An 18,241-nucleotide genomic window follows, 5' to 3' on the forward strand; every position below is an offset into this window, starting at 1 on the left:
GGCTTCGGCGGGCGCGAGCGGCGCGCTGCTCGGGGCTGGGGTTGGCACCGGGCGCGAAGGCGCGGTGGCCGGTGGCGCCGCGACCTTGGGCGTCCCGGCGGCGACCTGGGGTGCCTCCACCACGGGGCCCGCCACGGCCGGCGGCACGGGCTTGGGCGCCCAGACGCGCACGCCCATCTCGGCCAGCATGGCGCGCTGGCGCGCATCGAGCAGCGGAACAAAGGAGGTGTCGAGCACGTCGTCGCTCATCGGGTGCCCCGCGCCGCCATCAGGTTCAGGCTCATGACGATGGCGTCTTCCCGGCGCAGGTGGCCGTCCGGGTAGTAGCCCTTGCGCAGGCCGACCTGCGAGAAACCGTAGCGCTCGTACAGGCGGCGCGCGGCTTCGTTGCTCTGGCGCACCTCCAGCCAGAGCCACTGGGCCTGCTGGCCGCGCGACCACAGCACCAGCGCGTCGAGCATGAAGCGCGCCCAACCCTGGCGCTGGTGGGCCGGCGCCACGGTGATGTTGAGCAGGTGCACCTCGTCCACGCCCGGCATGGCCACGAGGTAACCCAGCAGCACGCGGCCGTCGGCGCGCACGGCCTGCGCCTGTTCACCTGGCAGCGCCTCGCCCAGCAGCAACACCGCCGGGTAGCCGGCCTGCAGCGAATCGTGGAAATGCTTGCGCGACCAGGGGTGGGCGTAGGCCGTGACTTCCACCGCCCGCACGGCGTCCAGGTCGGCCTCGGTCATGGGCTCGAAGGCGATGCGGCGTTCGCGGGTGGCCGGGGGGCGCACGGTGTCCGGCAGTGGCCACACCGCCTGCGGGGGCTGGGTGGCGCAGGGGGTCATGGCCCGCAGCAGGGCGTTCACGGTGGTGTCCATCGTGAGCCTCAGGGCGTGACGGCCGCCACGGCCGCTCTCAGGCGTTCGCGCTCGTCGGTGGTCTGGGCCACCTTGTCGCGCACGTACAGCGGCAGGGCATCGCGCGCGGCCACCGCCGCGCCCGCGGCCAGCAGGCCGGGCGCCAGGCGCAGCAGCGCGGCGGCCGTGGGCAGGGCCGGCAGGCGGGTGCCCGGCAGTTCGGCCAGGGCGCTGGCGTAGCTGTCGAACACGTTGCCCGCGAGCAGGGTGGCGCCATCGGCCTGAAGGTGCGCGCCCAGGTCGGCCGGCGCGCACAGGCGGGCCGGCGCCAGCGGTGACAGCCCTGCTGGCGCGCAGGCGTAGGTGGCCACGTACAGCTCGCCCATGCGGGCGTCGAGCAGGGCGGCGATGCGCTTGGGCGGGGTCTGGCCGGCGTGCCGGTGGTTCCAGCGGGCCTCTTCGGCCAGGGCGAGGAGGGTGTCGACCGGCAGCACCGGCAGGCCCCGCGGGCGGGCCGCATCCTGCGCTCCGTAGGCCAGGCCCTGGGCCACGGCACAGGCGGTGCGCAGGCCGGTGAACGAGCCCGGCCCCCGGCCGAACACCACGGCGTCCAGGCTGTTCAGGGCCCAGCCCGAGGCATCGAGCAGCTGTTTCACCAGCGGCAGCAGGGTGGTGGACGCCATCGCGCCGCCCGGGCCGCTGTGCTGCCACAGCGGGCCGTCGGGCGCGCCGCTGCCCAGGGCGACCGAGAGGGTGTCGGTGCTGGTTTCAAGGGCGAGCAGGCGCAAGGCGGAAGGCATCCCGGGATTATCGGGCACCGGGTGCCTCCGTTTCCGGGGTGGGGGCGCGCCGCCGGCCATCCACCGCAACGGCCATTCACACAGCCGTGGCCGGTTCTTCCCCGGTGCCGTTTCATAATGAAACACCATGTTCGATATCGACTTCCTCCGCCGTGTGACCGCCTTGCGCCCGGTGCGCGGGCTGGTGCTGAGCCTGCTGGCCGGCCTGGCGCTGCCCGCGTGCGCCCAGATGGCGGGCCGGAGCGACCCCCTGCCGCCCGCGGTGCTGGCGGCCATGAGCCGGGCCCAGGTGCCGGCCAGCGCGCTGTCGGCGCTGGTGATCTCGGTCGATCCCGACGCCCATGAGCGCCTGCGCCACCGCGCCAGCACCCCGGTGAACCCGGCCTCGGTGATGAAGCTGGTGACGACCTACGCCGCCATCGACCTGCTGGGCAGCGATTTCACCTGGAACACCCGCTTCTACACCGACGGCACGGTCGAGAACGGCGTGCTGCGCGGCAACCTGTACGTGCGCGGGGGCGGCGATCCCAAGTTCGTGCTCGAACGCATCCAGGAGGCCTACCTGGCCCTGCAGGCCAAGGGCGTGCGCGTGATCCTGGGCGACATGGTGCTCGATCACAGCGCGTTCGAGCTGCCCGCGATCGACCCCGGCGCCTTCGACGGCGAGGCCCTGCGGCCCTACAACGCCACGCCCGACGCGCTGCTGGTCAATTTCAAGTCGGTCATCCTCACCTTCCAGCCCGATCTGGCCAACGGCGTGGCCCACGTGGTCAGCGAGCCGCCCATGGCCGGCCTGGCGGTCGACGCCTCCGTGCCGCTCTCGCGCGGCACCGCCTGCGGCGACTGGCGCAGCACCGTGCAGGCCCGCTTCGACGACCCGAACAGCATCCGCTTCGAGGGCCGCTACCCGCAGGTCTGCGGTGAACTCAAGTGGCCCGTGGCCTACCAGCAGCCCGCGAGCTACGCCGCGCGCGCGATGGAAGGTCTGTGGCGCGCCAGCGGCGGCTCCATCACCGGCCAGGTGCGCGACGGCACCATGCCGGCCGAGGTGCAGTTGCTGCACGAGGCGCGCTCGCTGCCCCTGTCCGAGGTCATCGTGGACGTGAACCAGTGGAGCAACAACGTGATGGCGCAGCAGGTGTTCCTCACGCTGGGCCAGCTGGCGCCGCCGCAGACGGCCACGCCCGTGCTGGCCGTGGTGGCCCCGGGTTCGGCCGCCGCCCGGCTGGTGCCCTCACGCCCGGCGCGCTTCGAATACTCGCGCGAGGTCGTGACCGACTGGTGGAAACGCACCTTCGGCCCCCGCATGCCGGGGCCGGTGCTCGACAACGGCTCGGGCCTCTCGCGCGAGGAGCGCATCACGCCCGAGGCGCTGGCGGGCCTGCTGCGCCACGCCGCGCGCCACCCGCAGGGCGTGCAGTTCGTGCAGTCGCTTTCGATCGCAGGCGTCAGCGGCACCGCGGCGCGGCTGGCGCGCGGTGGCCAGAGCGCCGCGCGCGGCAACGCCTGGGTCAAGACCGGCACGCTGCGCGACGTCACCGGCATCGCCGGCTACGTCAACGCGGCCAATGGGGCGCGTTATGTGGTGGTGGGGTTCATCAACCACCCCAACGCCTCCGCCGCCCGGCCCGCGCTGGACGCGCTGCTGGAGTGGACGGCCCTGCTGCCGGATTGATGCGGCTTTTACCGCGCCGGAGCGCGACCCGCATCGGATGAAGCAGCCCCGTCCAGGGGCATCAAGGGTCCGGCTCCGCCGGCCCGAGATGCCGTCCCCCCTCGAAGCGCCGAAGGCGCGCCACAGAGGGGGGAAGCCGCAAAGCGGCGCAGGGGGGTGTTCCTCCTCATGCCGCGGCGCGCCTCAGCCGGTCGCGCACGCCGTCCCAGGCCGGGTCTTCCGGTGGCGTTTCCACCCAGATGAGGCGCACGCCGGTGGCGTCCAGCTCGCGCAACACGGCAAAGAGTTCCTGGGCGGCGGCGGCCGCGTCGTCCGGCATGCGCCGGCGCGGCACGCTTCGCGCGGGCTCCACGGGGCTGCGCGCGTAGAGCGCGATGTGCTTCGCGTCGTTGCCCAGCACCTGGAAGGCCGAGCGCAGCTGATGCGCGTCCATCAGCCGCACCTTGGCGCGCGGCGCGTAGTGCGATTCCAGCGTGCCCGAGGCGCGCGGCGCGGCCTCGTCGCGCTCGCGCAGGGGCTGGCCGCAGGCCGCTTCAAGTTGCGCGACGGTGATCATGCCGGGGCGCAGCAGCACGGGGTGGCCGCGCGTGCAGTCGACGATGGTGGATTCGATGCCCACCGGGCAGGCGCCGCCGTCGAGGATCAGCAATTCGTCTTCCGCCAGGCTGGCGAACTCCTCGGCCACGTGCGCGGCGGTGGTGGGGCTCACGCGGCCGAAGCGGTTGGCGCTGGGCGCCGCCACGCCGCTCACGCCGCGCGCGGCGGCCGCGCTCAGCAGGGCCTGGGCCACGGGGTGGGCCGGGCAGCGCAGGCCGACCGAGTCCTGCCCGCCGGCGGCGACCGCGGCCACACCCTCGCGGCGCGGCAGGATCAGCGTGAGCGGGCCGGGCCAGAAGGCGTGCATGAGCGAGGCGGCAAAGGCGGGGACCTCGCGCGCGTAGTGGTCCACGTCGGCGCGCCAGCCGTGCGCGCCCGGGCCGGGCGCGAGGTGCACGATCAGCGGGTGGTCGGCCGGGCGGCCCTTGGCCTCGAAGATGCGGTGCACCGCCGTGGCGTTGTCGGCATCGGCCGCGAGGCCGTAGACGGTTTCGGTGGGCATGCCCACCAGCGAGCCGTCGGCCAGGCGCTGCGCCGCGCGCTCGATGGCGGCGGGGTCTTGCGCGGACAGCAGCGGCGGTGGCATGGCGCGCCTCAGGCGCCGAGCGCGGGCAGGCCGAGCAGCGCCAGCACCTGCGCGGTGGTCTCGCGCACCTGGGCCACGCTGGCGCCGGTGACGTTGAGGTGGCCCATCTTGCGGCCCGGGCGGGCGCCCAGCTTGCCGTAGAGGTGCAGGTGGGTGCCGGGCAGGGCCAGCACCGCGCCCCAGGGCGGCGACACGGGTGTCCTGCTGGCTTGCGCGCGCACGGCATTGGGCGCGAACCAGAGATCGCCCAGCAGGTTGACCATGATGGCCGGGCTGTGCTGGCGCGGCGTGGGCAGCGGCAGGCCGGCGAGCGCGCGCACCTGGGCTTCGAACTGCGACAGGTCGCAGGCGTTCTGCGTGTAGTGGCCGCTGTTGTGCGGGCGCGGCGCCATTTCGTTGACCACAAGGTCGAGCGCGCCATCGGCGTTCTGCACCACGAAGTACTCGACGCACAGCACGCCCACGTACTGCAGGTGGTTCGCGATGGCCACCGTGCTGGCTTGCGCGCGCTGTGCCAGCGTGGGATCGAGCGCGCCGTCGAAGACCTCGGTGAGGGCGAGGATGCCGTCGTGGTGCGTGTTCTTCTGCACCGGAAAGCTCACGACCTGGCCGTCGGCGCCGCGGGCCACGATCACCGAGCATTCGGCGCGCAGCTGGAGCAGCTTCTCCAGCACGCAGGGCACCTTGTCCAGGTCGTCCCAGGCGGCGGCGAGTTCCTCGCGCGTGGACACGCGCACCTGGCCCTTGCCGTCGTAGCCCATGCGCGCGGTCTTCAGGATGCCGGGCAGCAGATCGGCCGGCACGGCCTTGAGCGAGGCGTCGGTGGTGATGACGGCGTGCGGCGCCGGTGCCACGCCGCTGATGGGCGCGCAGTGCTCGAAGTGGGCCTTCTCCTTCACGCGGTCCTGCGCCACGGCCACGCAGGCGGCGGACGGGGCCACCGGCCGCTGGGCCGCGAGCGTGAGCAGGGCGTGCGCCGGCACGTTCTCGAATTCGGTGGTGATGGCGTCACAGCGCTGCATCAGCTGGGCCAGGCCCTGCTCGTCGTCGTAGGCGGTCCTGATGTGGTGGTGGCTGACCAGGCCGGCGGGGCTGGCCGGATCGGGGTCGAGCACCACGGTGAAATAGCCCATGGCCTGCGCCGCCTGCACGAACATGCGGCCGAGCTGGCCGCCACCCATCACGCCCAGCGTGGTCTGCTGGCCGCTGTGCACGGAAGGGTTGCCGGGGAGAAGGGTCTTGAAGCTCATGCGGGCAGGGTCATCGCGCGGGCGGCGGCGGTCTGTTGGGCGCGGAAGGTGTCGAGCTTGTGGCGCAGCTCGGGGTCGTGGCTGGCCAGCAGGGCCACGGCGAACAGCGCCGCGTTGGCCGCGCCGGCCGCGCCGATGGCGAAGGTGGCCACGGGGATGCCCTTGGGCATCTGCACGATGCTGTGCAGCGAGTCCACGCCGCTGAGGTGTTTGCTGGCCACCGGCACGCCGAGCACCGGCACCACGGTCTTGGCCGCCAGCATGCCCGGCAGGTGCGCCGCGCCGCCGGCCCCGGCGATGATCGCCTTGAGCCCGCGCCCCGCGGCCGCCTCGGCGTAGGTGAACATGTCGTCGGGCATGCGGTGCGCCGAGACCACGCGCGCCTCGTGCGCGATGCCGAAGTCCTGCAGGATCTGCACGGCGTGCTGCATGGTGTCCCAGTCGCTGCTGGAGCCCATGAGCACACCCACTTGGATGGAGTTCATGACGGTGCCTCTGGCCGATGCGCCCCCCGCGGGGGGCTGGAGCGGTCGCGCGCATGGCAGGGCATGGCGTCTCCGGTAAAGTGTGGATTTTACGTTTGCCCAGGCCGCTCCCATGATCAACGTCACCGTCGCCAACTTTGAAGCCGAGGTCATCGAGGCTTCGATGCACACCCCCGTGCTGGTGGATTTCTGGGCCCCGTGGTGCGGCCCCTGCAAGGTGATCGGCCCGCTGCTGGAGAAGCTGGAGGCCGATTACGCCGGCCGCTTCAAGCTGGTCAAGATCGATTCCGACCAGGAGCAGCAGCTCGCCGCCGCCTTCGGCATCCGCAGCATTCCCACCTGCGTGCTGCTCATGAACGGTCAGCCGGTCGATGGTTTCATGGGCGCGATGCCCGAGGGCCAGATCAAGGCCTTCCTCGACAAGCACCTGCCCCCCGGCGGCGACGAAGCCGAGGCCGAGGCGGTGGAGCCCGATGCGCAGGACGCGCTCGCCCAGGGCGATCTGGACGGCGCGCTGGAGAAGATGCGCGAGGCGGTGCAGGCGGCACCGGACAACGACGACGCGCGCTTCGACCTCGTGAAGCTGCTGCTGGAGATGGGGCAGGACGACGACGCCAAGGTGGCGTTCGCCCCGGTGATCGCCAAGGCCGCGGGCGTGCGCCGGCTCGACTCGCTGCAGCGCTGGATGGCCGCGCGCGATGCGCAGGCCGAGGTGGCCGACCCCGATGCCCGCGCGGCGGAGCTGCAGGCCGCCATCGCCGCCAACAAGCGCGACTTCGAATCGCGCTTCGCGCTCGCGCAACTGCTCATGGCCTACGGCCAGTGGACGGCGGCCATGGACGAACTGCTGGAGATCCTGATGCGCGACAAGGCCTGGAAAGAGGAGCTGGCGCGCAAGACCTTCATCGCCATCCTCGACGTGATCGACCCACCCAAGCCCAAGGTGGCCGAAGGCCAGGTGCCGCCGGAAGACCCGACGGTGGCGACCTACCGCCGCCGCCTGTCGTCCGTTGTCTTGAGCTAGCCCATCAGGCGCGTGAGCGCCTCCTGGTACTTCGCGGCGGTCTTCTCGATCACCTCGCGCGGCAGGCGCGGCGCGGGGGGGGTCTTGTCCCAGGGCTTGCCGCTGACCTGCGCGGTCTCCAGCCAGTCGCGCAGGAACTGCTTGTCGTAGCTGGGCGGGTTCTGGCCCACCACGTAGCTCTCGGCCGGCCAGTAGCGCGAGCTGTCGGGCGTGAGCACCTCGTCCATGAGCACCAGCTTGCCGGCCTTGTCCAGGCCGAACTCGAACTTGGTGTCGGCAATGATGATGCCCTTCTTCAGCGCGATCGCCGCGGCTGCCTGGTAGAGCGCGATCGACACGTCGCGAATCTGCGCGGCGAGTTCGGGGCCGATCATCTCGACCGTGCGCTCGAAGGTGATGTTCTCGTCGTGCTCGCCCATGGCCGCCTTGGCCGCGGGCGTGTAGATGGGCTCGGGCAATTGCGAGGCGTTCTGCAGGCCCTCGGGCAGCTTCACGCCGCAGACCGAGCGGCTTTCCTGGTACTCCTTCCAGCCGCTGCCGGCCAGGTAGCCGCGCACCACGGCTTCCACCGGGATCGGCTTGAGGCGCTGCACCAGCATCGAGCGGCCGGTGACCTGCGGCACCTCGGCGGGCGAGACCACGCTCTCGGGTGCGTCGCCGGTGAGGTGGATCGGGCAGATGTTCAAACCCTTGGGGCCGAGCTGGTCGAACCAGAACAGCGAGAGCCGGGTGAGCAGCTCGCCCTTGCCGGGGATCGGTTCGCCCATGATCACGTCGAACGCGCTGATGCGGTCGCTCGCCACCATCAGAATGCGGTCGTCGCCCACGGCGTAGTTGTCGCGCACCTTGCCGCGCGCCAGCAGGGGCAGGGAGGTCAGGGCCGAGGTGTGCAAGGCAGAGGTCATGATCGGATCGGAAAAAAGCAAGACAAGAAAAAAGCCCGTTGAACAGCCAACGGGCTTTGAACCATTCCGGGGGATTATCGCAAGTTGGCGGCGGGATGGGGCCGAAAGTCGAGTCCGCCGGTGCGGCGCCTATTTGGCGGCGAGCCCCAGGCGTTCGATCAGGGTCTTGTCCTTGGCGTAGGTCTCGGCCGCCCACTTGCGGTAGTCGTCGCCGCTGCGGTACCACATGGCCTGGTTGAGCTGGCCCAGCACCTCGATGTGCCTGGGGTCCTCCATGGCCTTCTTGAACGCATCGTGCAGCACCTTGGTGACGGCCGGGTCCATGCCCTTGGGGCCGGCCAGGCCATAGGGTGAGGTGGACACCACGCCGTAGCCGAGCTCCTGCGCGGTGGGCACCTCGGGCCAGCGCTGGGTGCGCTGTTCGCCGAAGGTGACCAGCAGGCGCATCTGGCCGCCGTCCACGTACTTGTCCCAGCCGCTGGCGTCGCTCTGCGCCATCACGTGGCCGCCGAGCAGGGCGGCCTGCAGGTCGGCGTTGCCCTTGAAGGGCACGTGCGTGAGTTGCACCTTGGCGTTGCCGGCCAGCTCTTCCATCAGCAGGTGCGGGCTGCTGCCGGTGCCGGTGGAGCCGTAGTTGATGGCGCCGGGCTGCTTGCGCGCGGCCTCGATGTAGTCCTTGAAGGTCTTGTAGGGCGAGTCGGCCTTGACGGTGAGGCCGAAGGTGTAGCCCGAGACGCCGATGATGTAGGTGAAGTCGGTCAGCGGGTCCCAGTTGGTCTTCTGCATGTGCGGCATGCGCAGCAGGCCGAGCGGGAACTGGGCGATGGTGTAGCCATCGGGCTTGGCGGTTTGCGCCATGGTGCTGGGGCCCAGGGTGCCGCCGGCACCGGGGCGGTTCTCGATCACGATGGGCTGGCCCAGGTGTTTGCTGGCGATCTCGGCGAGCGCACGCAGGTGGCGGTCGGTCGAGCCGCCGGCGGGCCAGGGAATGATCATGGTCACGGGGCGGTTCGGGTACGCGGGCGATTGCGCCTGTGCGAGGCCGAACGGGGCCAGGCCCGCGCTGGCGGCGCTGGCCAGCAGCAGCGCGCGGCGGCGCTTCGAGGGGGGTGATGAGGGGTGTTGCATGCCTTGTCTCCTTCTGTGGTGATGCCGGGTGGGCGGTTGCTCAGGAGGGATGGGGTGTCTGTGCGTCGCGCGCGGCCTGCTGCGCCTGCAGTTCGCGCCACATCACCTTGCCGCTGCCCGAGCGGGGCAGCGTTTCCACGAATTCCACGATGCGCGGGCTCTTGTAGGCGGCCATGTGGCCGTGCGCCCACTCGATCACGTCCTGTTCGCTGACCTGGCCCCGCTGTCCAGGCCGCAGCACCACCAGGGCCTTGACGGTCTCGCCGCGGCGCGCGTCGCGCACGCCGATCACGCAGGCTTCCTGGATCGCCGGGTGGTGGTACATGAGCGCCTCCACCTCGGCCGGCCAGACCTTGAAGCCGCTCGCGTTGATCATGCGTTTGAGCCGGTCGGTCATGAAGAAGTAGCCTTCTTGATCGACGTGGCCGAGGTCGCCGGTGCGCAGGAAGCGCTGGCCGTCGATCTCGATGAAGGCCTCGCTGGTGGCCTGCGGGTTGCGCCAGTAGCCCTGCATGAGCTGCGGCCCGTGCACCACGATCTCGCCGGTCTCGCCGGCGGGGCGTTCGGTCAGGGTGTCGGGTTCGAGCACGCGCGCGTCCACGTCGAACACCGGCAGGCCCAGGCACTGGGGCTTGGGCCGGTGCGTGGGGTTGATGTGGGTGGCGGCCATGGTCTCGGACATGCCGTAGCCCTCGATGTAGTCCTGCCCGGTGAGCGCCTTGAGGCGCGCGGCCACCGCGTCGGGCATGGCGGCGCCGCCGCCGCGCACGCAGGCCAGGCTGGCCAGGTCGAACTGGTCGAGCTGCGGGTGCGCGAGGAAGTCGATCACCATGGTGGAGATCGCCTGCCACATCGTGACGCGGTAGCGCTGCATGCAGATCGCGGCGACCTCGCGGTCCCAGCGCGAGAGCACCACCAGGGTCGCGCCCGCGTACAGCGGGCCGTTCAGGCTGCCGGAGAGGCCGGTGACGTGGAAGAAGGGCAGCACCGAGAGACAGACCGCGTCCTGCGAGGTGCCGAACCAGCGCACGCCGCCGACCAGCGTGCTCATCACGCTGCGGTGGGTGTGCATGCAGCCCTTGGGCAGGCCGGTGGTGCCCGAGGTGTAGGGCATGGCGCAGAGGTCGTCGGGCCCGGTGGTCAGCGGCCCGGGCGCGCGGGCGGCGGCCACCATGTCGGCCCAGGCCACGAGGCCGTGGCCTTCGATGGGTGAGCGCGGCGCGGCCACGAAGTCGGGCACGCGCAGTTCGGTGGGCACGCGCAGGTGGTCGCTGTAGGTGGCGACCACGAGGTGGCGCAGGCCTTCGCCCTCGGTCTCGGTGGTGAGCAGCGGTCGCAGCTGCGGCAACAGGTCCTGCGCCACGAAGGCCGCCTGCGCGCCGCTGTCGCTGAGGCAATGGCGCAGCTCTTCCTCGCGGTTCATCGGGTTCACCGGCACCACCACCGCGTTGGCGCGCAGGATGCCGTAGAAGGCCAGGGCCCATTGCGGGCTGTTCTGCATGCACAGCAGCACGCGGTCGCCCGGCTTCACGCCGCACACCTGTTGCAGGTGCCCGGCGATGTGCTCGGCCTCGCGCAGGAAGCGCGCGTAGCTCAGCGGCGTGTCGTAGAAGACGATGAAGGGCTTGTCGGGAAACCGCGTGGCCGAGACCTCGAGGTTGTAGAAGAGGTTGGTCTGCGGCAGCGTGAGTTGCCGGGGCAGGCCGGGCGGCCAGTGGGCCGTTTGCGAGGGCATGGTGTTTGATTCCGCTTGGCGGAAAACAAGAAGATGAAGATCAATATACGGTCCACGCCTTGGCCGTGTAAATGCCATTGAGGGAAACCGAGCATCCGGCATCCGACGAAAGAGCCTCAGAATTCCGATGCGCGGAATACGGGAGGTGCCGTATTCCGATCTGCAGAAAAAGGAGACATCCCATGGGGCGCCAGCGCCACACGCCAGCGACCCCGCTGGCCGACACCGATCCCGCCGAGGACCGCCGTTTCGTCACCGCCCTGGCGCGCGGGCTCACGGTGCTGCGCAGCTTCGGCCCGTCGGACCGCTGGCTCGCGCACCAGGAACTCGCGCGCCGCACCGGGTTGCCGCAGGCCACCGTCTCGCGCCTCACGTTCACGCTGACCAGCCTGGGCTACCTGCGGCACCGCGCGGCCACTGGCGAGTACGCGCTGAGCCCGGCGGTGCTCTCGCTGGGCTTCAGCGTGTTGTCCAACTTCCAGGTCGGGCGCATCGCGCGGCCGTTCATGGAGACGTTGGCCGAGCACACCCAGGCCGCGATCTCCTTGGGTGTGCGGCATGGCACCTCGGTGGTCTATGTAGCGCACTGCCGCAGCACGGCGCGCCTCATCCTTGGGCTGGACGTGGGCACGCGCCTGCCGTTCGCCGAGACCGCGATGGGGCGTGCGATCTGGTGCGCCACACCACCGGGCATGCGGGCGCTGATCGCCGGCCGGCTGCAGGCGGAAAACGCGGCGCTGTGGCCGGTGCGCGAAGCCGGGCTGCGGCGCGCCGAGGCCGACCACGCCGAGCGCGGCTGCGTGACGTCGGAATCCGAATGGGAGAGCGAGATCGCCGCGATCGGCGTGGGCATCGACCTGGGCGACGGCCGCGAGCCGCTGGCGCTCACCGTGGGCGGGCCGGCCTCGCGCCTGCAGGGGGCCTTGCTGCACGAGAACTTCGGGCCTGCGCTGGTGCGCTCGGGCCGCGAGATCGTGGCGGCCATCCAGGCCGCTGCATGGGAGGATTGAGCGCCATGAAAAACGCCACCGGCGGTGGTGGCGTTTTCGAGGGAGCGGTGGACGCTCAGTTCACGAGCTGGGCGAGTTCGCCCTTGGCGTACTTCGCCGCGACGACCTGCAGGCTCTCGCCCTTGATCTTGCTGCCCTGGCCTTCGCAGCCGAACTCCAGGTAACGGGCCTTGCAGACCTGCTTGGCGGCTTCGCGCGCGGGCTTGAGCCACTCGCGGGCGTCGAACTTGTCGGGGTTCTCGGCCAGGAACTTGCGCACCGCGCCGGTCATCGCCAGGCGGATGTCGGTGTCGATGTTGATCTTGCGCACGCCGTGCTTGATGGCTTCCTGGATCTCCTCGACCGGCACGCCGTAGGTCTCCTTCATCTTGCCGCCGTACTGGTTGATGATGGCCAGCAGCTCGGCCGGCACGGACGAGGAACCGTGCATCACCAGGTGGGTGTTGGGAATGCGCTTGTGGATTTCCTTCACGCGGCTGATCGCCAGGATGTCGCCGGTGGGCTTGCGGCTGAACTTGTAGGCGCCGTGGCTGGTGCCGATGGCGATGGCCAGGGCGTCGAGCTGGGTGGCCTTGACGAAGACGGCGGCTTCCTCGGGGTCGGTCAGCATCTGGCTGTGGTCCAGCTTGCCTTCGGCGCCGATGCCGTCTTCCTCGCCGGCTTCGCCGGTTTCCAGGTTGCCCAGGCAGCCGAGCTCACCTTCCACGGTGACGCCGACCTTGTGCGCCATGTCCACCACCTTGCGGGTCACGTCCACGTTGTAGTCGAACGAGGCCGGGGTCTTGCCGTCTTCCATCAGCGAACCGTCCATCATCACCGAGCCGAAGCCCAGGTTGATCGCGCCTTCGCAGATCTTGGGCGAGGTGCCGTGGTCCTGGTGCATCACCAGGGGGATGTGCGGGTAGGCCTCCATTGCGGCCTGGATCAGGTGCTTGATGAAGGGCTCGCCGGCGTATTTGCGGGCGCCGGCGCTGGCTTGCAGGATCACCGGCGCGCCGACTTCGTCGGCGGCGGCCATCACGGCCTGCACCTGTTCGAGGTTGTTGACGTTGAAAGCCGGAATGCCGTAGCCGTTGGCGGCGGCGTGGTCGAGCAGTTCGCGCATGGAAACGAGCGCCATGAGATTCCCCTTAATCAGTTGGTAACCGTGGTGTAACCCGGCATTTTAACTTTCGACCTGTTGGCCGGAGGTGACGGACTTGTGTCATTTCACACGCCCTTAATGTGCGCCGGCCAGACTGGGTCGAACTTTCCACCCTGCCATGACCCAACTCGACACCCTGCTTTTCCTCTGGATCAATGCCACGGCCGACACGCCGGCCTGGCTGCTCGCGCTGGCGCGCTGGGTGTCCACCGACCTGCCCGCCCTGGCGGTGTTGGGCCTCGTGCCCCTGCTGCTGTTCGGTCCAACCGGGCGCCGGCAGTTTCTCGGCGTGTGCCTGGCCATGGTGCTGGCCTGGCTGGCGGTGCGCGGCATCCGCGAAACGGTGCACGTGGCCCGGCCCTTCGAACTGGGCCTGGGCGGGCAGTGGCTCGAACATGCGGCCACGGCGAGTTTTCCGAGCTTTCATGCGGCGGTGGCGGGCGCCTGGGCCCTGGCGCTCACGCTGTTCGCTCCGTCGCGCCCGCGCCGCTGGCTGGTCGTGGCCGGTGGGGTGGCGCTGGCCATCGCCTGGAGCCGGGTGTTCCTGGGTTTGCACTTTGTGTCGGACATCGCCGTGGGCCTGCTGCTGGGGGCGGCATGCGCGGTGACGGCCCGGCAGGGCTTCGCGTGGCTGGCGCGGTGCCGCGCCGCCTGGCCGGTCAGGCCGGTGGCCGGTTCAGGAAACCGCTGACGCGATCCAGCACCGGCGCCAGTCCGCGCAGCGGGCGTGCCATCGCACCGATCAACGTCGTGTGGTTGACGCGGTCCAACAGCTCGACGTCCACCGGCGTGCCTCGCCTTTCCAGCGCCCGAGCCATGGCGAGCGTGTTGCGCTGCGGGTTCACCAGGGTGTCTTTCCGGGCGGCCAGCAGGAGCACGCGCCGGGGCGTGGCATGGCCCGCGTTGGCGTGGAACAGGGGCTGCGAGTCGGCCGGCGTGTGGGGCCATTCGAAGGCCACCTGCACCTCGGGATTGCCGATGGGCAGGAAATCGTAGGGCCCGGCCAGGCCCACCCAGCCGGCCAACTGGCGCGGGGCCAGGTCCACGCGCGCCAGCCAGCGAGGGTCGAGCGCCAGCATGGCCGCGTTGTAGGCGCCCGCGCTGTGGCCCACCACGAAGACGTGTTCGCGCGAGGCGCCGAACGACGCCGCGTGGTCGGCGGCCCAGCGCACCGCGTCGGCGCCGTCCTCCAGGAACACCGGGTAGCGCACATCGGGGCTCAGACGGTAGTCGGCCACCACGGTGACGATGCCGCGCGAGGCCAGGGCCTCGCCGACGAACCGGTAGTCCGCCCGGTCGCCGCTGCTCCAACTGCCGCCATAGAAGAACACGGCGAGGGGCGCGGCGGTGATGGCAGGGGCGGGGATGTACACGTCGGCCCGTTGGCGCGCGTGGCTGCCGTAGGCCTGGTCGCGCAGCACCGTGTGCGTGTCGCTGCTGACGGTGGCATTGATGAGGCGCAGCGGCGAGCAAGCCTGCAGCCACGGCAGCAGCGCGAGCGTTGCCAGCAGGCGACGGCGTGGCGTGGGGATCGGTGAATGGGTGGTCATTCGGGTTTTACGCGGCCGGGCGGTGGGTGGATTCAAGGCGAATCGAAACCTTTCGTCACAAAACACGGGGAACTGCGGCCCCGCCAAGGCGAACCCTCTTAAGGATCACTTTGCCATTCCGGAACAACAAGAAAGGACTCGCCATGCCCTGCCGCCCCCTGATCGCGACACTGACCGCCGTCTCGGCCCTGCTCGCGCCAGCGCTCTCGCAGGCCCAGGTCACGCTCAAACCCGATGGCCAATGGCGCTACCTGCTGACCGCCGGCGCCAACATCTCCTCGGGCAACAACAACGCGGGCACGCTCAACCTCGCGGCCGAGGGCGCGCGCGAGACCGACGACGACAAGTGGACCTGGGCCGCCAAGGCCGACCGCGCGCGCAGTTCGGGCGTGGACACCACCGAGCGCTACGGCCTGCGCACCCAGTACAACCGCGACTTCTCGGTGGACTGGTTCGGCTTCGGTTCGGGCGAGCTGCTGCGCGACCGGCTGGCCAACATCTCCAGCCGGACCTCGGTGGCCAGTGGTGTGGGCCGGCACGTGTGGCAGGAGGAGCGGGGCTTCTTCGACGTGTCCGTCGGTCTGGGCTACACCTACGACCGCTACATCCGGTCCACCGACATCGCTGGCGCCATGCGCGACCGGTACGGCCGCCTGGAGCTGGTGCTGGCGGAGGAGTCCAGCCACAAGCTCACTGAGACCACCAGCCTGCGCCAGAAGTTCTCGCTGTACCCGGACTTGCGGGATTCGGGCAAATACCGCGCCGTGCTGGACACGGGCCTCACGGTCGCGATGACACAGACGCTCAACCTGTCGGCGGGGCTGAGCTACCGCTACGACAGCGACCCCGGGACCAACCTCAAGAAGGCCGACACGATGTTCGTGACCGGCGTCTCGCTTCGGTTTGACTGAGTAGGCGCTGCCTTTGGCCAGGGCACACGAGGATCCGGCTTTGCCGGTCCCAGGGTGCGCCCCCCTTGAGGGGGACGCGCGCAGCGCGGCGGGGGGCTCGCTTAAGCCGCGCGGCAGATCTTGAGCGTGTTGGTGCCGCCGGGCTGGCCCATGGGTTCGCCCACGGTGATGGCGTAGACATCGCCGGTCTGCACGATGCCGCGCTTCTTCAGGTGCGCCTCGGCGTCCAGCAGCGCGGAGTCGCGGTCGGTGCTGTTGTCCATGAGCAGCGGTCGCACGTTGCGGTAGAGCGTCATGCGGCGTTGGGTCGAGAGGTTGGGCGTCATGGCGTAGATCGGCATGCGCACGTTGTGCCGGCTCATCCACAGCGCGGTGGAGCCCGAGTCGGTCAGCGCCACGATGGCCTTGGCACCCAGGTGGTGGGCGGTGAACAGCGCGCCCATGGCGATGGACTGGTCGATGCGCTTGAAGGTCTTGCCCTGGAAGTCGGCAGACAGTTCGCGGTACTCGGCCTTTTCGGCTTCCGAGCAGATGTTGGCCATCTCCATCACGGTTTCCAGCGGGAAGCGGCCGGCGGCGGTCTCGGCGCTGAGCATCACCGCATCGGTGCCGTCGAGCACCGCGTTGGCCACGTCGCTCACCTCGGCGCGCGTGGGCACCGGGTTGACGATCATGCTCTCCATCATCTGCGTGGCGGTGATGACCACCTTGTCCATTTCGCGCGCAAGGCGGATCATGTGCTTCTGCAGGCCGGGCACCGTCGCGTTGCCCACTTCCACCGCGAGGTCGCCGCGCGCGACCATGATGCCGTCGGACACCCTGAGGATCGCGGCCAGTTCGGGGATCGCCTCGGCGCGTTCGATCTTGGCGATCAGCGCCGGTTTGTGGGCCAGGGCGGCGCCAGCCACATTGCAGAGCTGGCGGGCCAGTTCCATGTCGGTCGCGTTCTTGGGGAAACTCACCGCCACGTAGTCGGCCTTCAGGCCCATGGCGGTCTTGATGTCGTCCATGTCCTTGGCGGTCAGCGCGGGGGCGGTCAGGCCGCCGCCCTGCTTGTTGATGCCCTTGTTGTTGGACAGCTCCCCGCCGAGCTTGACGGTGGTGTGCACCGCCGGGCCGACCACCTTGTTGATGGTGAGCACGATCAGGCCGTCGTTGAGCAGCAGGGTGTCGCCGGCCTTCACGTCGCGCGGCAGCTCCTTGTAGTCCAGGCCCACGCCCTCGATGTCGCCGGGTTCGGTGCGCGAGGCATCGAGCACGAAGGGCATGCCCGGCTCCAGCATGACCTTGCCCTGGGCGAACTTGCCGACGCGGATCTTGGGCCCCTGCAGGTCGGCCATGATGCCGACCTCGCGGCCCGCGCGCTGGGCCGCCGCGCGCACCAGTTCGGCGCGGTCGATGTGGTCCTGGGCGGTGCCGTGCGAGAAGTTGAGCCGGACCACGTTGACACCGGCGCGGATCATCCGCTCCAGCAGGTCGGGGTCGCTGGAGGCAGGACCCAGGGTGGCAACGATCTTGGTGGCGCGCATGGACATGATGGAAGCTGTCTCCAGAAGGGGCCGCGAGGCCGGTTTGTAATTTGGTTTCAATTATCCGTGAAACCAGTTACACGCTGGTTACAGGCCGCCGCCTGTCGCTTTTGTAGGACACGTCCGACACCCCAAGCCGCCGTTGTCCGGTGGGGCGGCGGGCCAGCCGTCCCTACAGTGGAACCACGCGCGAAGGATGCCCTCTGGAACGCCGAAGCCATTCACGGAGGACCTCATGCACATGCCCGCACCTGCCATCGTGGGTTACCTCGCGACCCTGGTGATCGCCGTGTCGGCGGCAGCGGTCCATCCCTGGTTCGACGTCGAGGCCCATTTCGTGCGGGCCGTGGCGGGCATGAACACCGCCGTCTCGGCCCTGGCCACCACGCTCACGCCTTGAGCCGGGCGGCTCTCAGCGCCCGGCGCTGGCGAACACGTTGACCGCCGTGGCCAGCACGATCAGATTGAACGCGAACGACAGCAGGGCGTGCACCAGCGTGAGGTGCCGCATGCCGCGGCTGCGGATGCTCACGTCGGACACCTGAGAAGTCATGCCGATCACCGCGCTGTAGTACAGCAGGTCGAGGTAGTCCGGGTCCTTGCCGTCGGGAAAGCCGAGCCCCCGGTCCGGCGTGTCTGCACTGCCCTGGCTGCGGTAATACACCCGCGCGTAGTGCAGCGTGAACACGCCCTGGATCAGCAGCCAGGCCCCGGCCAGCGACAAGGCCATGAGCCCGAGGCTGGACGCGCGCTGCCAGCCTTGCAGCGCCTGTGTGGCCTGTACGTTCATCGCCACCGCCACGAGGCTCGCGCAAGCCGCGGCGGTGACCAGCACGAACAGCATCGCGGCACCCGGGTCTTCGCGTTGCGCGCGCTGCTGGGTGGCGGTTGCGTCCAGCCGCGCGGCGAGGTGCCAGACCAGACCCACGTAGGTGGCGCAGTACACGATCCAGGCCATGAGCCAGGGGGCGGGGCCGGGGAGGGAGGCCCAGGTGGCGCTGGCGGCGCCCACGAGCACCGCCGGCAGCAAGGCCACCGCCTGCCGCTCCCAGGCCGTGAGGTGGGTC

At 70.3% G+C, this 18,241-nt stretch carries 18 protein-coding genes and 1 pseudogene; 6 read left to right on the forward strand and 13 right to left on the reverse strand.

Annotation, left to right across the window (positions count from 1 at the left end; genetic code table 11):
- The 3 genes and pseudogenes from AC3WPZ_RS24855 to tsaB form a co-directional block, all read right to left on the reverse strand.
- A pseudogene (locus AC3WPZ_RS24855) lies at window positions 1–249 on the reverse strand (uracil-DNA glycosylase); the annotation flags it as partial.
- Entirely contained in the window at window positions 246–833 is a 588-nt protein-coding gene (gene rimI, locus AC3WPZ_RS24860) for a ribosomal protein S18-alanine N-acetyltransferase (protein WP_492442101.1), read from the reverse strand. The gene rimI and the pseudogene AC3WPZ_RS24855, both read right to left, overlap by 4 nt.
- Before the next feature lie 41 nt (window positions 834–874).
- A complete protein-coding gene (gene tsaB / locus AC3WPZ_RS24865; protein WP_492442080.1) occupies window positions 875–1,645 on the reverse strand; it encodes a tRNA (adenosine(37)-N6)-threonylcarbamoyltransferase complex dimerization subunit type 1 TsaB in 771 nt (256 codons plus the stop codon).
- Between the two features lie 127 nt (window positions 1,646–1,772).
- Here tsaB and dacB point away from each other — a divergent pair, with 127 nt between their 5' ends.
- Window positions 1,773–3,320: a D-alanyl-D-alanine carboxypeptidase/D-alanyl-D-alanine endopeptidase gene (gene dacB, locus AC3WPZ_RS24870; protein WP_492442082.1), complete on the forward strand. Its 1,548-nt coding sequence runs from the start codon at window positions 1,773–1,775 to the stop codon at window positions 3,318–3,320.
- 166 nt (window positions 3,321–3,486) lie between these two features.
- Here the strand turns inward: dacB and AC3WPZ_RS24875 are convergent, their stop codons facing one another.
- The 3 genes from AC3WPZ_RS24875 to purE are packed head-to-tail and all read right to left on the reverse strand — an operon-like array spanning window position 3,487 to window position 6,238.
- Window positions 3,487–4,503, reverse strand: coding sequence for an L-threonylcarbamoyladenylate synthase (locus tag AC3WPZ_RS24875; RefSeq protein ID WP_492442084.1), 1,017 nt, complete (start codon window positions 4,501–4,503; stop codon window positions 3,487–3,489).
- Between the two features lie 8 nt (window positions 4,504–4,511).
- A complete protein-coding gene (locus AC3WPZ_RS24880; protein ID WP_492442086.1) occupies window positions 4,512–5,753 on the reverse strand; it encodes a 5-(carboxyamino)imidazole ribonucleotide synthase in 1,242 nt (413 codons plus the stop codon).
- The gene (gene purE / locus AC3WPZ_RS24885) at window positions 5,750–6,238 is read right to left on the reverse strand and encodes a 5-(carboxyamino)imidazole ribonucleotide mutase (protein ID WP_291111981.1); all 489 of its coding nucleotides are present in this window, start codon (window positions 6,236–6,238) and stop codon (window positions 5,750–5,752) included. Before purE ends, AC3WPZ_RS24880 begins: the two co-directional genes overlap by 4 nt.
- Window positions 6,239–6,350: 112 nt before the next feature.
- Between purE and trxA the strand changes: the two genes are divergently transcribed.
- A complete protein-coding gene (gene trxA / locus AC3WPZ_RS24890; protein WP_382322137.1) occupies window positions 6,351–7,262 on the forward strand; it encodes a thioredoxin in 912 nt (303 codons plus the stop codon).
- Here the strand turns inward: trxA and AC3WPZ_RS24895 are convergent.
- The 3 genes from AC3WPZ_RS24895 to AC3WPZ_RS24905 all read right to left on the reverse strand — a co-directional run bounded on the left by AC3WPZ_RS24895 (window position 7,259) and on the right by AC3WPZ_RS24905 (window position 11,030).
- A complete protein-coding gene (locus tag AC3WPZ_RS24895) occupies window positions 7,259–8,167 on the reverse strand; it encodes a phosphoribosylaminoimidazolesuccinocarboxamide synthase (RefSeq protein ID WP_444687580.1) in 909 nt (302 codons plus the stop codon). The two genes, trxA and AC3WPZ_RS24895, sit on opposite strands and share 4 nt — an antisense overlap.
- A 129-nt stretch (window positions 8,168–8,296) precedes the next feature.
- Complete coding sequence (locus tag AC3WPZ_RS24900; protein WP_382322136.1) at window positions 8,297–9,295, reverse strand: tripartite tricarboxylate transporter substrate binding protein; 999 nt, start codon at window positions 9,293–9,295, stop codon at window positions 8,297–8,299.
- Window positions 9,296–9,335: 40 nt separating this feature from the next.
- Entirely contained in the window at window positions 9,336–11,030 is a 1,695-nt protein-coding gene (locus tag AC3WPZ_RS24905) for a long-chain fatty acid--CoA ligase (protein WP_492442089.1), read from the reverse strand.
- Between the two features lie 182 nt (window positions 11,031–11,212).
- Here AC3WPZ_RS24905 and AC3WPZ_RS24910 point away from each other — a divergent pair, with 182 nt between their 5' ends.
- Window positions 11,213–12,040 carry an IclR family transcriptional regulator gene (locus AC3WPZ_RS24910; RefSeq protein ID WP_492442091.1) on the forward strand — a complete coding sequence of 276 codons (828 nt, stop codon included), beginning with the start codon at window positions 11,213–11,215 and terminating at the stop codon, window positions 12,038–12,040.
- Between the two features lie 55 nt (window positions 12,041–12,095).
- Here AC3WPZ_RS24910 and fba read toward each other — a convergent pair whose 3' ends face one another.
- The gene (gene fba, locus AC3WPZ_RS24915; RefSeq protein ID WP_382153638.1) at window positions 12,096–13,160 is read right to left on the reverse strand and encodes a class II fructose-bisphosphate aldolase; all 1,065 of its coding nucleotides are present in this window, start codon (window positions 13,158–13,160) and stop codon (window positions 12,096–12,098) included.
- Window positions 13,161–13,302: 142 nt separating this feature from the next.
- Here fba and AC3WPZ_RS24920 point away from each other — a divergent pair, with 142 nt between their 5' ends.
- Window positions 13,303–13,875: a phosphatase PAP2 family protein gene (locus tag AC3WPZ_RS24920; RefSeq protein WP_492442093.1), complete on the forward strand. Its 573-nt coding sequence runs from the start codon at window positions 13,303–13,305 to the stop codon at window positions 13,873–13,875.
- Here AC3WPZ_RS24920 and AC3WPZ_RS24925 read toward each other — a convergent pair.
- The gene (locus AC3WPZ_RS24925) at window positions 13,844–14,734 is read right to left on the reverse strand and encodes an alpha/beta hydrolase (RefSeq protein WP_492442095.1); all 891 of its coding nucleotides are present in this window, start codon (window positions 14,732–14,734) and stop codon (window positions 13,844–13,846) included. The genes AC3WPZ_RS24920 and AC3WPZ_RS24925 overlap by 32 nt on opposite strands.
- A gap of 143 nt (window positions 14,735–14,877) precedes the next feature.
- Here AC3WPZ_RS24925 and AC3WPZ_RS24930 point away from each other — a divergent pair, with 143 nt between their 5' ends.
- Entirely contained in the window at window positions 14,878–15,645 is a 768-nt protein-coding gene (locus tag AC3WPZ_RS24930) for a DUF481 domain-containing protein (RefSeq protein ID WP_382153647.1), read from the forward strand.
- A gap of 101 nt (window positions 15,646–15,746) precedes the next feature.
- On the opposite strand, the gene pyk is transcribed toward AC3WPZ_RS24930, so the two are convergent.
- A complete protein-coding gene (gene pyk, locus AC3WPZ_RS24935; protein WP_492442097.1) occupies window positions 15,747–17,180 on the reverse strand; it encodes a pyruvate kinase in 1,434 nt (477 codons plus the stop codon).
- Between the two features lie 235 nt (window positions 17,181–17,415).
- Here pyk and AC3WPZ_RS24940 point away from each other — a divergent pair, with 235 nt between their 5' ends.
- On the forward strand, window positions 17,416–17,574 hold the full coding sequence (locus AC3WPZ_RS24940) for a hypothetical protein (protein ID WP_382328135.1): 159 nt from the start codon (window positions 17,416–17,418) through the stop codon (window positions 17,572–17,574).
- A 12-nt stretch (window positions 17,575–17,586) separates the two neighbouring features.
- On the opposite strand, the gene AC3WPZ_RS24945 is transcribed toward AC3WPZ_RS24940, so the two are convergent.
- On the reverse strand, window positions 17,587–18,241 hold a 655-nt coding region (locus tag AC3WPZ_RS24945), incomplete at its 5' end, for a DUF1345 domain-containing protein (protein WP_492442099.1).

This window comes from Hydrogenophaga sp. FW305-3-2-15-A-LB1, assembly GCF_058787875.1.

Excerpts from the sequence above, each read along its gene's own strand:
- rimI (WP_492442101.1), bottom strand. The coding sequence starts at position 833 with ATGACCCCCTGCGCCACCCAGCCCCCGCAGGCGGTGTGGCCACTGCCG.
- tsaB (WP_492442080.1), bottom strand. The coding sequence starts at position 1,645 with ATGCCTTCCGCCTTGCGCCTGCTCGCCCTTGAAACCAGCACCGACACC.
- dacB (WP_492442082.1), top strand. The coding sequence starts at position 1,773 with ATGTTCGATATCGACTTCCTCCGCCGTGTGACCGCCTTGCGCCCGGTG.
- AC3WPZ_RS24875 (WP_492442084.1), bottom strand. The coding sequence starts at position 4,503 with ATGCCACCGCCGCTGCTGTCCGCGCAAGACCCCGCCGCCATCGAGCGC.
- AC3WPZ_RS24880 (WP_492442086.1), bottom strand. The coding sequence starts at position 5,753 with ATGAGCTTCAAGACCCTTCTCCCCGGCAACCCTTCCGTGCACAGCGGC.
- purE (WP_291111981.1), bottom strand. The coding sequence starts at position 6,238 with ATGAACTCCATCCAAGTGGGTGTGCTCATGGGCTCCAGCAGCGACTGG.
- trxA (WP_382322137.1), top strand. The coding sequence starts at position 6,351 with ATGATCAACGTCACCGTCGCCAACTTTGAAGCCGAGGTCATCGAGGCT.
- AC3WPZ_RS24895 (WP_444687580.1), bottom strand. The coding sequence starts at position 8,167 with ATGACCTCTGCCTTGCACACCTCGGCCCTGACCTCCCTGCCCCTGCTG.
- AC3WPZ_RS24900 (WP_382322136.1), bottom strand. The coding sequence starts at position 9,295 with ATGCAACACCCCTCATCACCCCCCTCGAAGCGCCGCCGCGCGCTGCTG.
- AC3WPZ_RS24905 (WP_492442089.1), bottom strand. The coding sequence starts at position 11,030 with ATGCCCTCGCAAACGGCCCACTGGCCGCCCGGCCTGCCCCGGCAACTC.
- AC3WPZ_RS24910 (WP_492442091.1), top strand. The coding sequence starts at position 11,213 with ATGGGGCGCCAGCGCCACACGCCAGCGACCCCGCTGGCCGACACCGAT.
- fba (WP_382153638.1), bottom strand. The coding sequence starts at position 13,160 with ATGGCGCTCGTTTCCATGCGCGAACTGCTCGACCACGCCGCCGCCAAC.
- AC3WPZ_RS24920 (WP_492442093.1), top strand. The coding sequence starts at position 13,303 with ATGACCCAACTCGACACCCTGCTTTTCCTCTGGATCAATGCCACGGCC.
- AC3WPZ_RS24925 (WP_492442095.1), bottom strand. The coding sequence starts at position 14,734 with ATGACCACCCATTCACCGATCCCCACGCCACGCCGTCGCCTGCTGGCA.
- AC3WPZ_RS24930 (WP_382153647.1), top strand. The coding sequence starts at position 14,878 with ATGCCCTGCCGCCCCCTGATCGCGACACTGACCGCCGTCTCGGCCCTG.
- pyk (WP_492442097.1), bottom strand. The coding sequence starts at position 17,180 with ATGTCCATGCGCGCCACCAAGATCGTTGCCACCCTGGGTCCTGCCTCC.
- AC3WPZ_RS24940 (WP_382328135.1), top strand. The coding sequence starts at position 17,416 with ATGCCCGCACCTGCCATCGTGGGTTACCTCGCGACCCTGGTGATCGCC.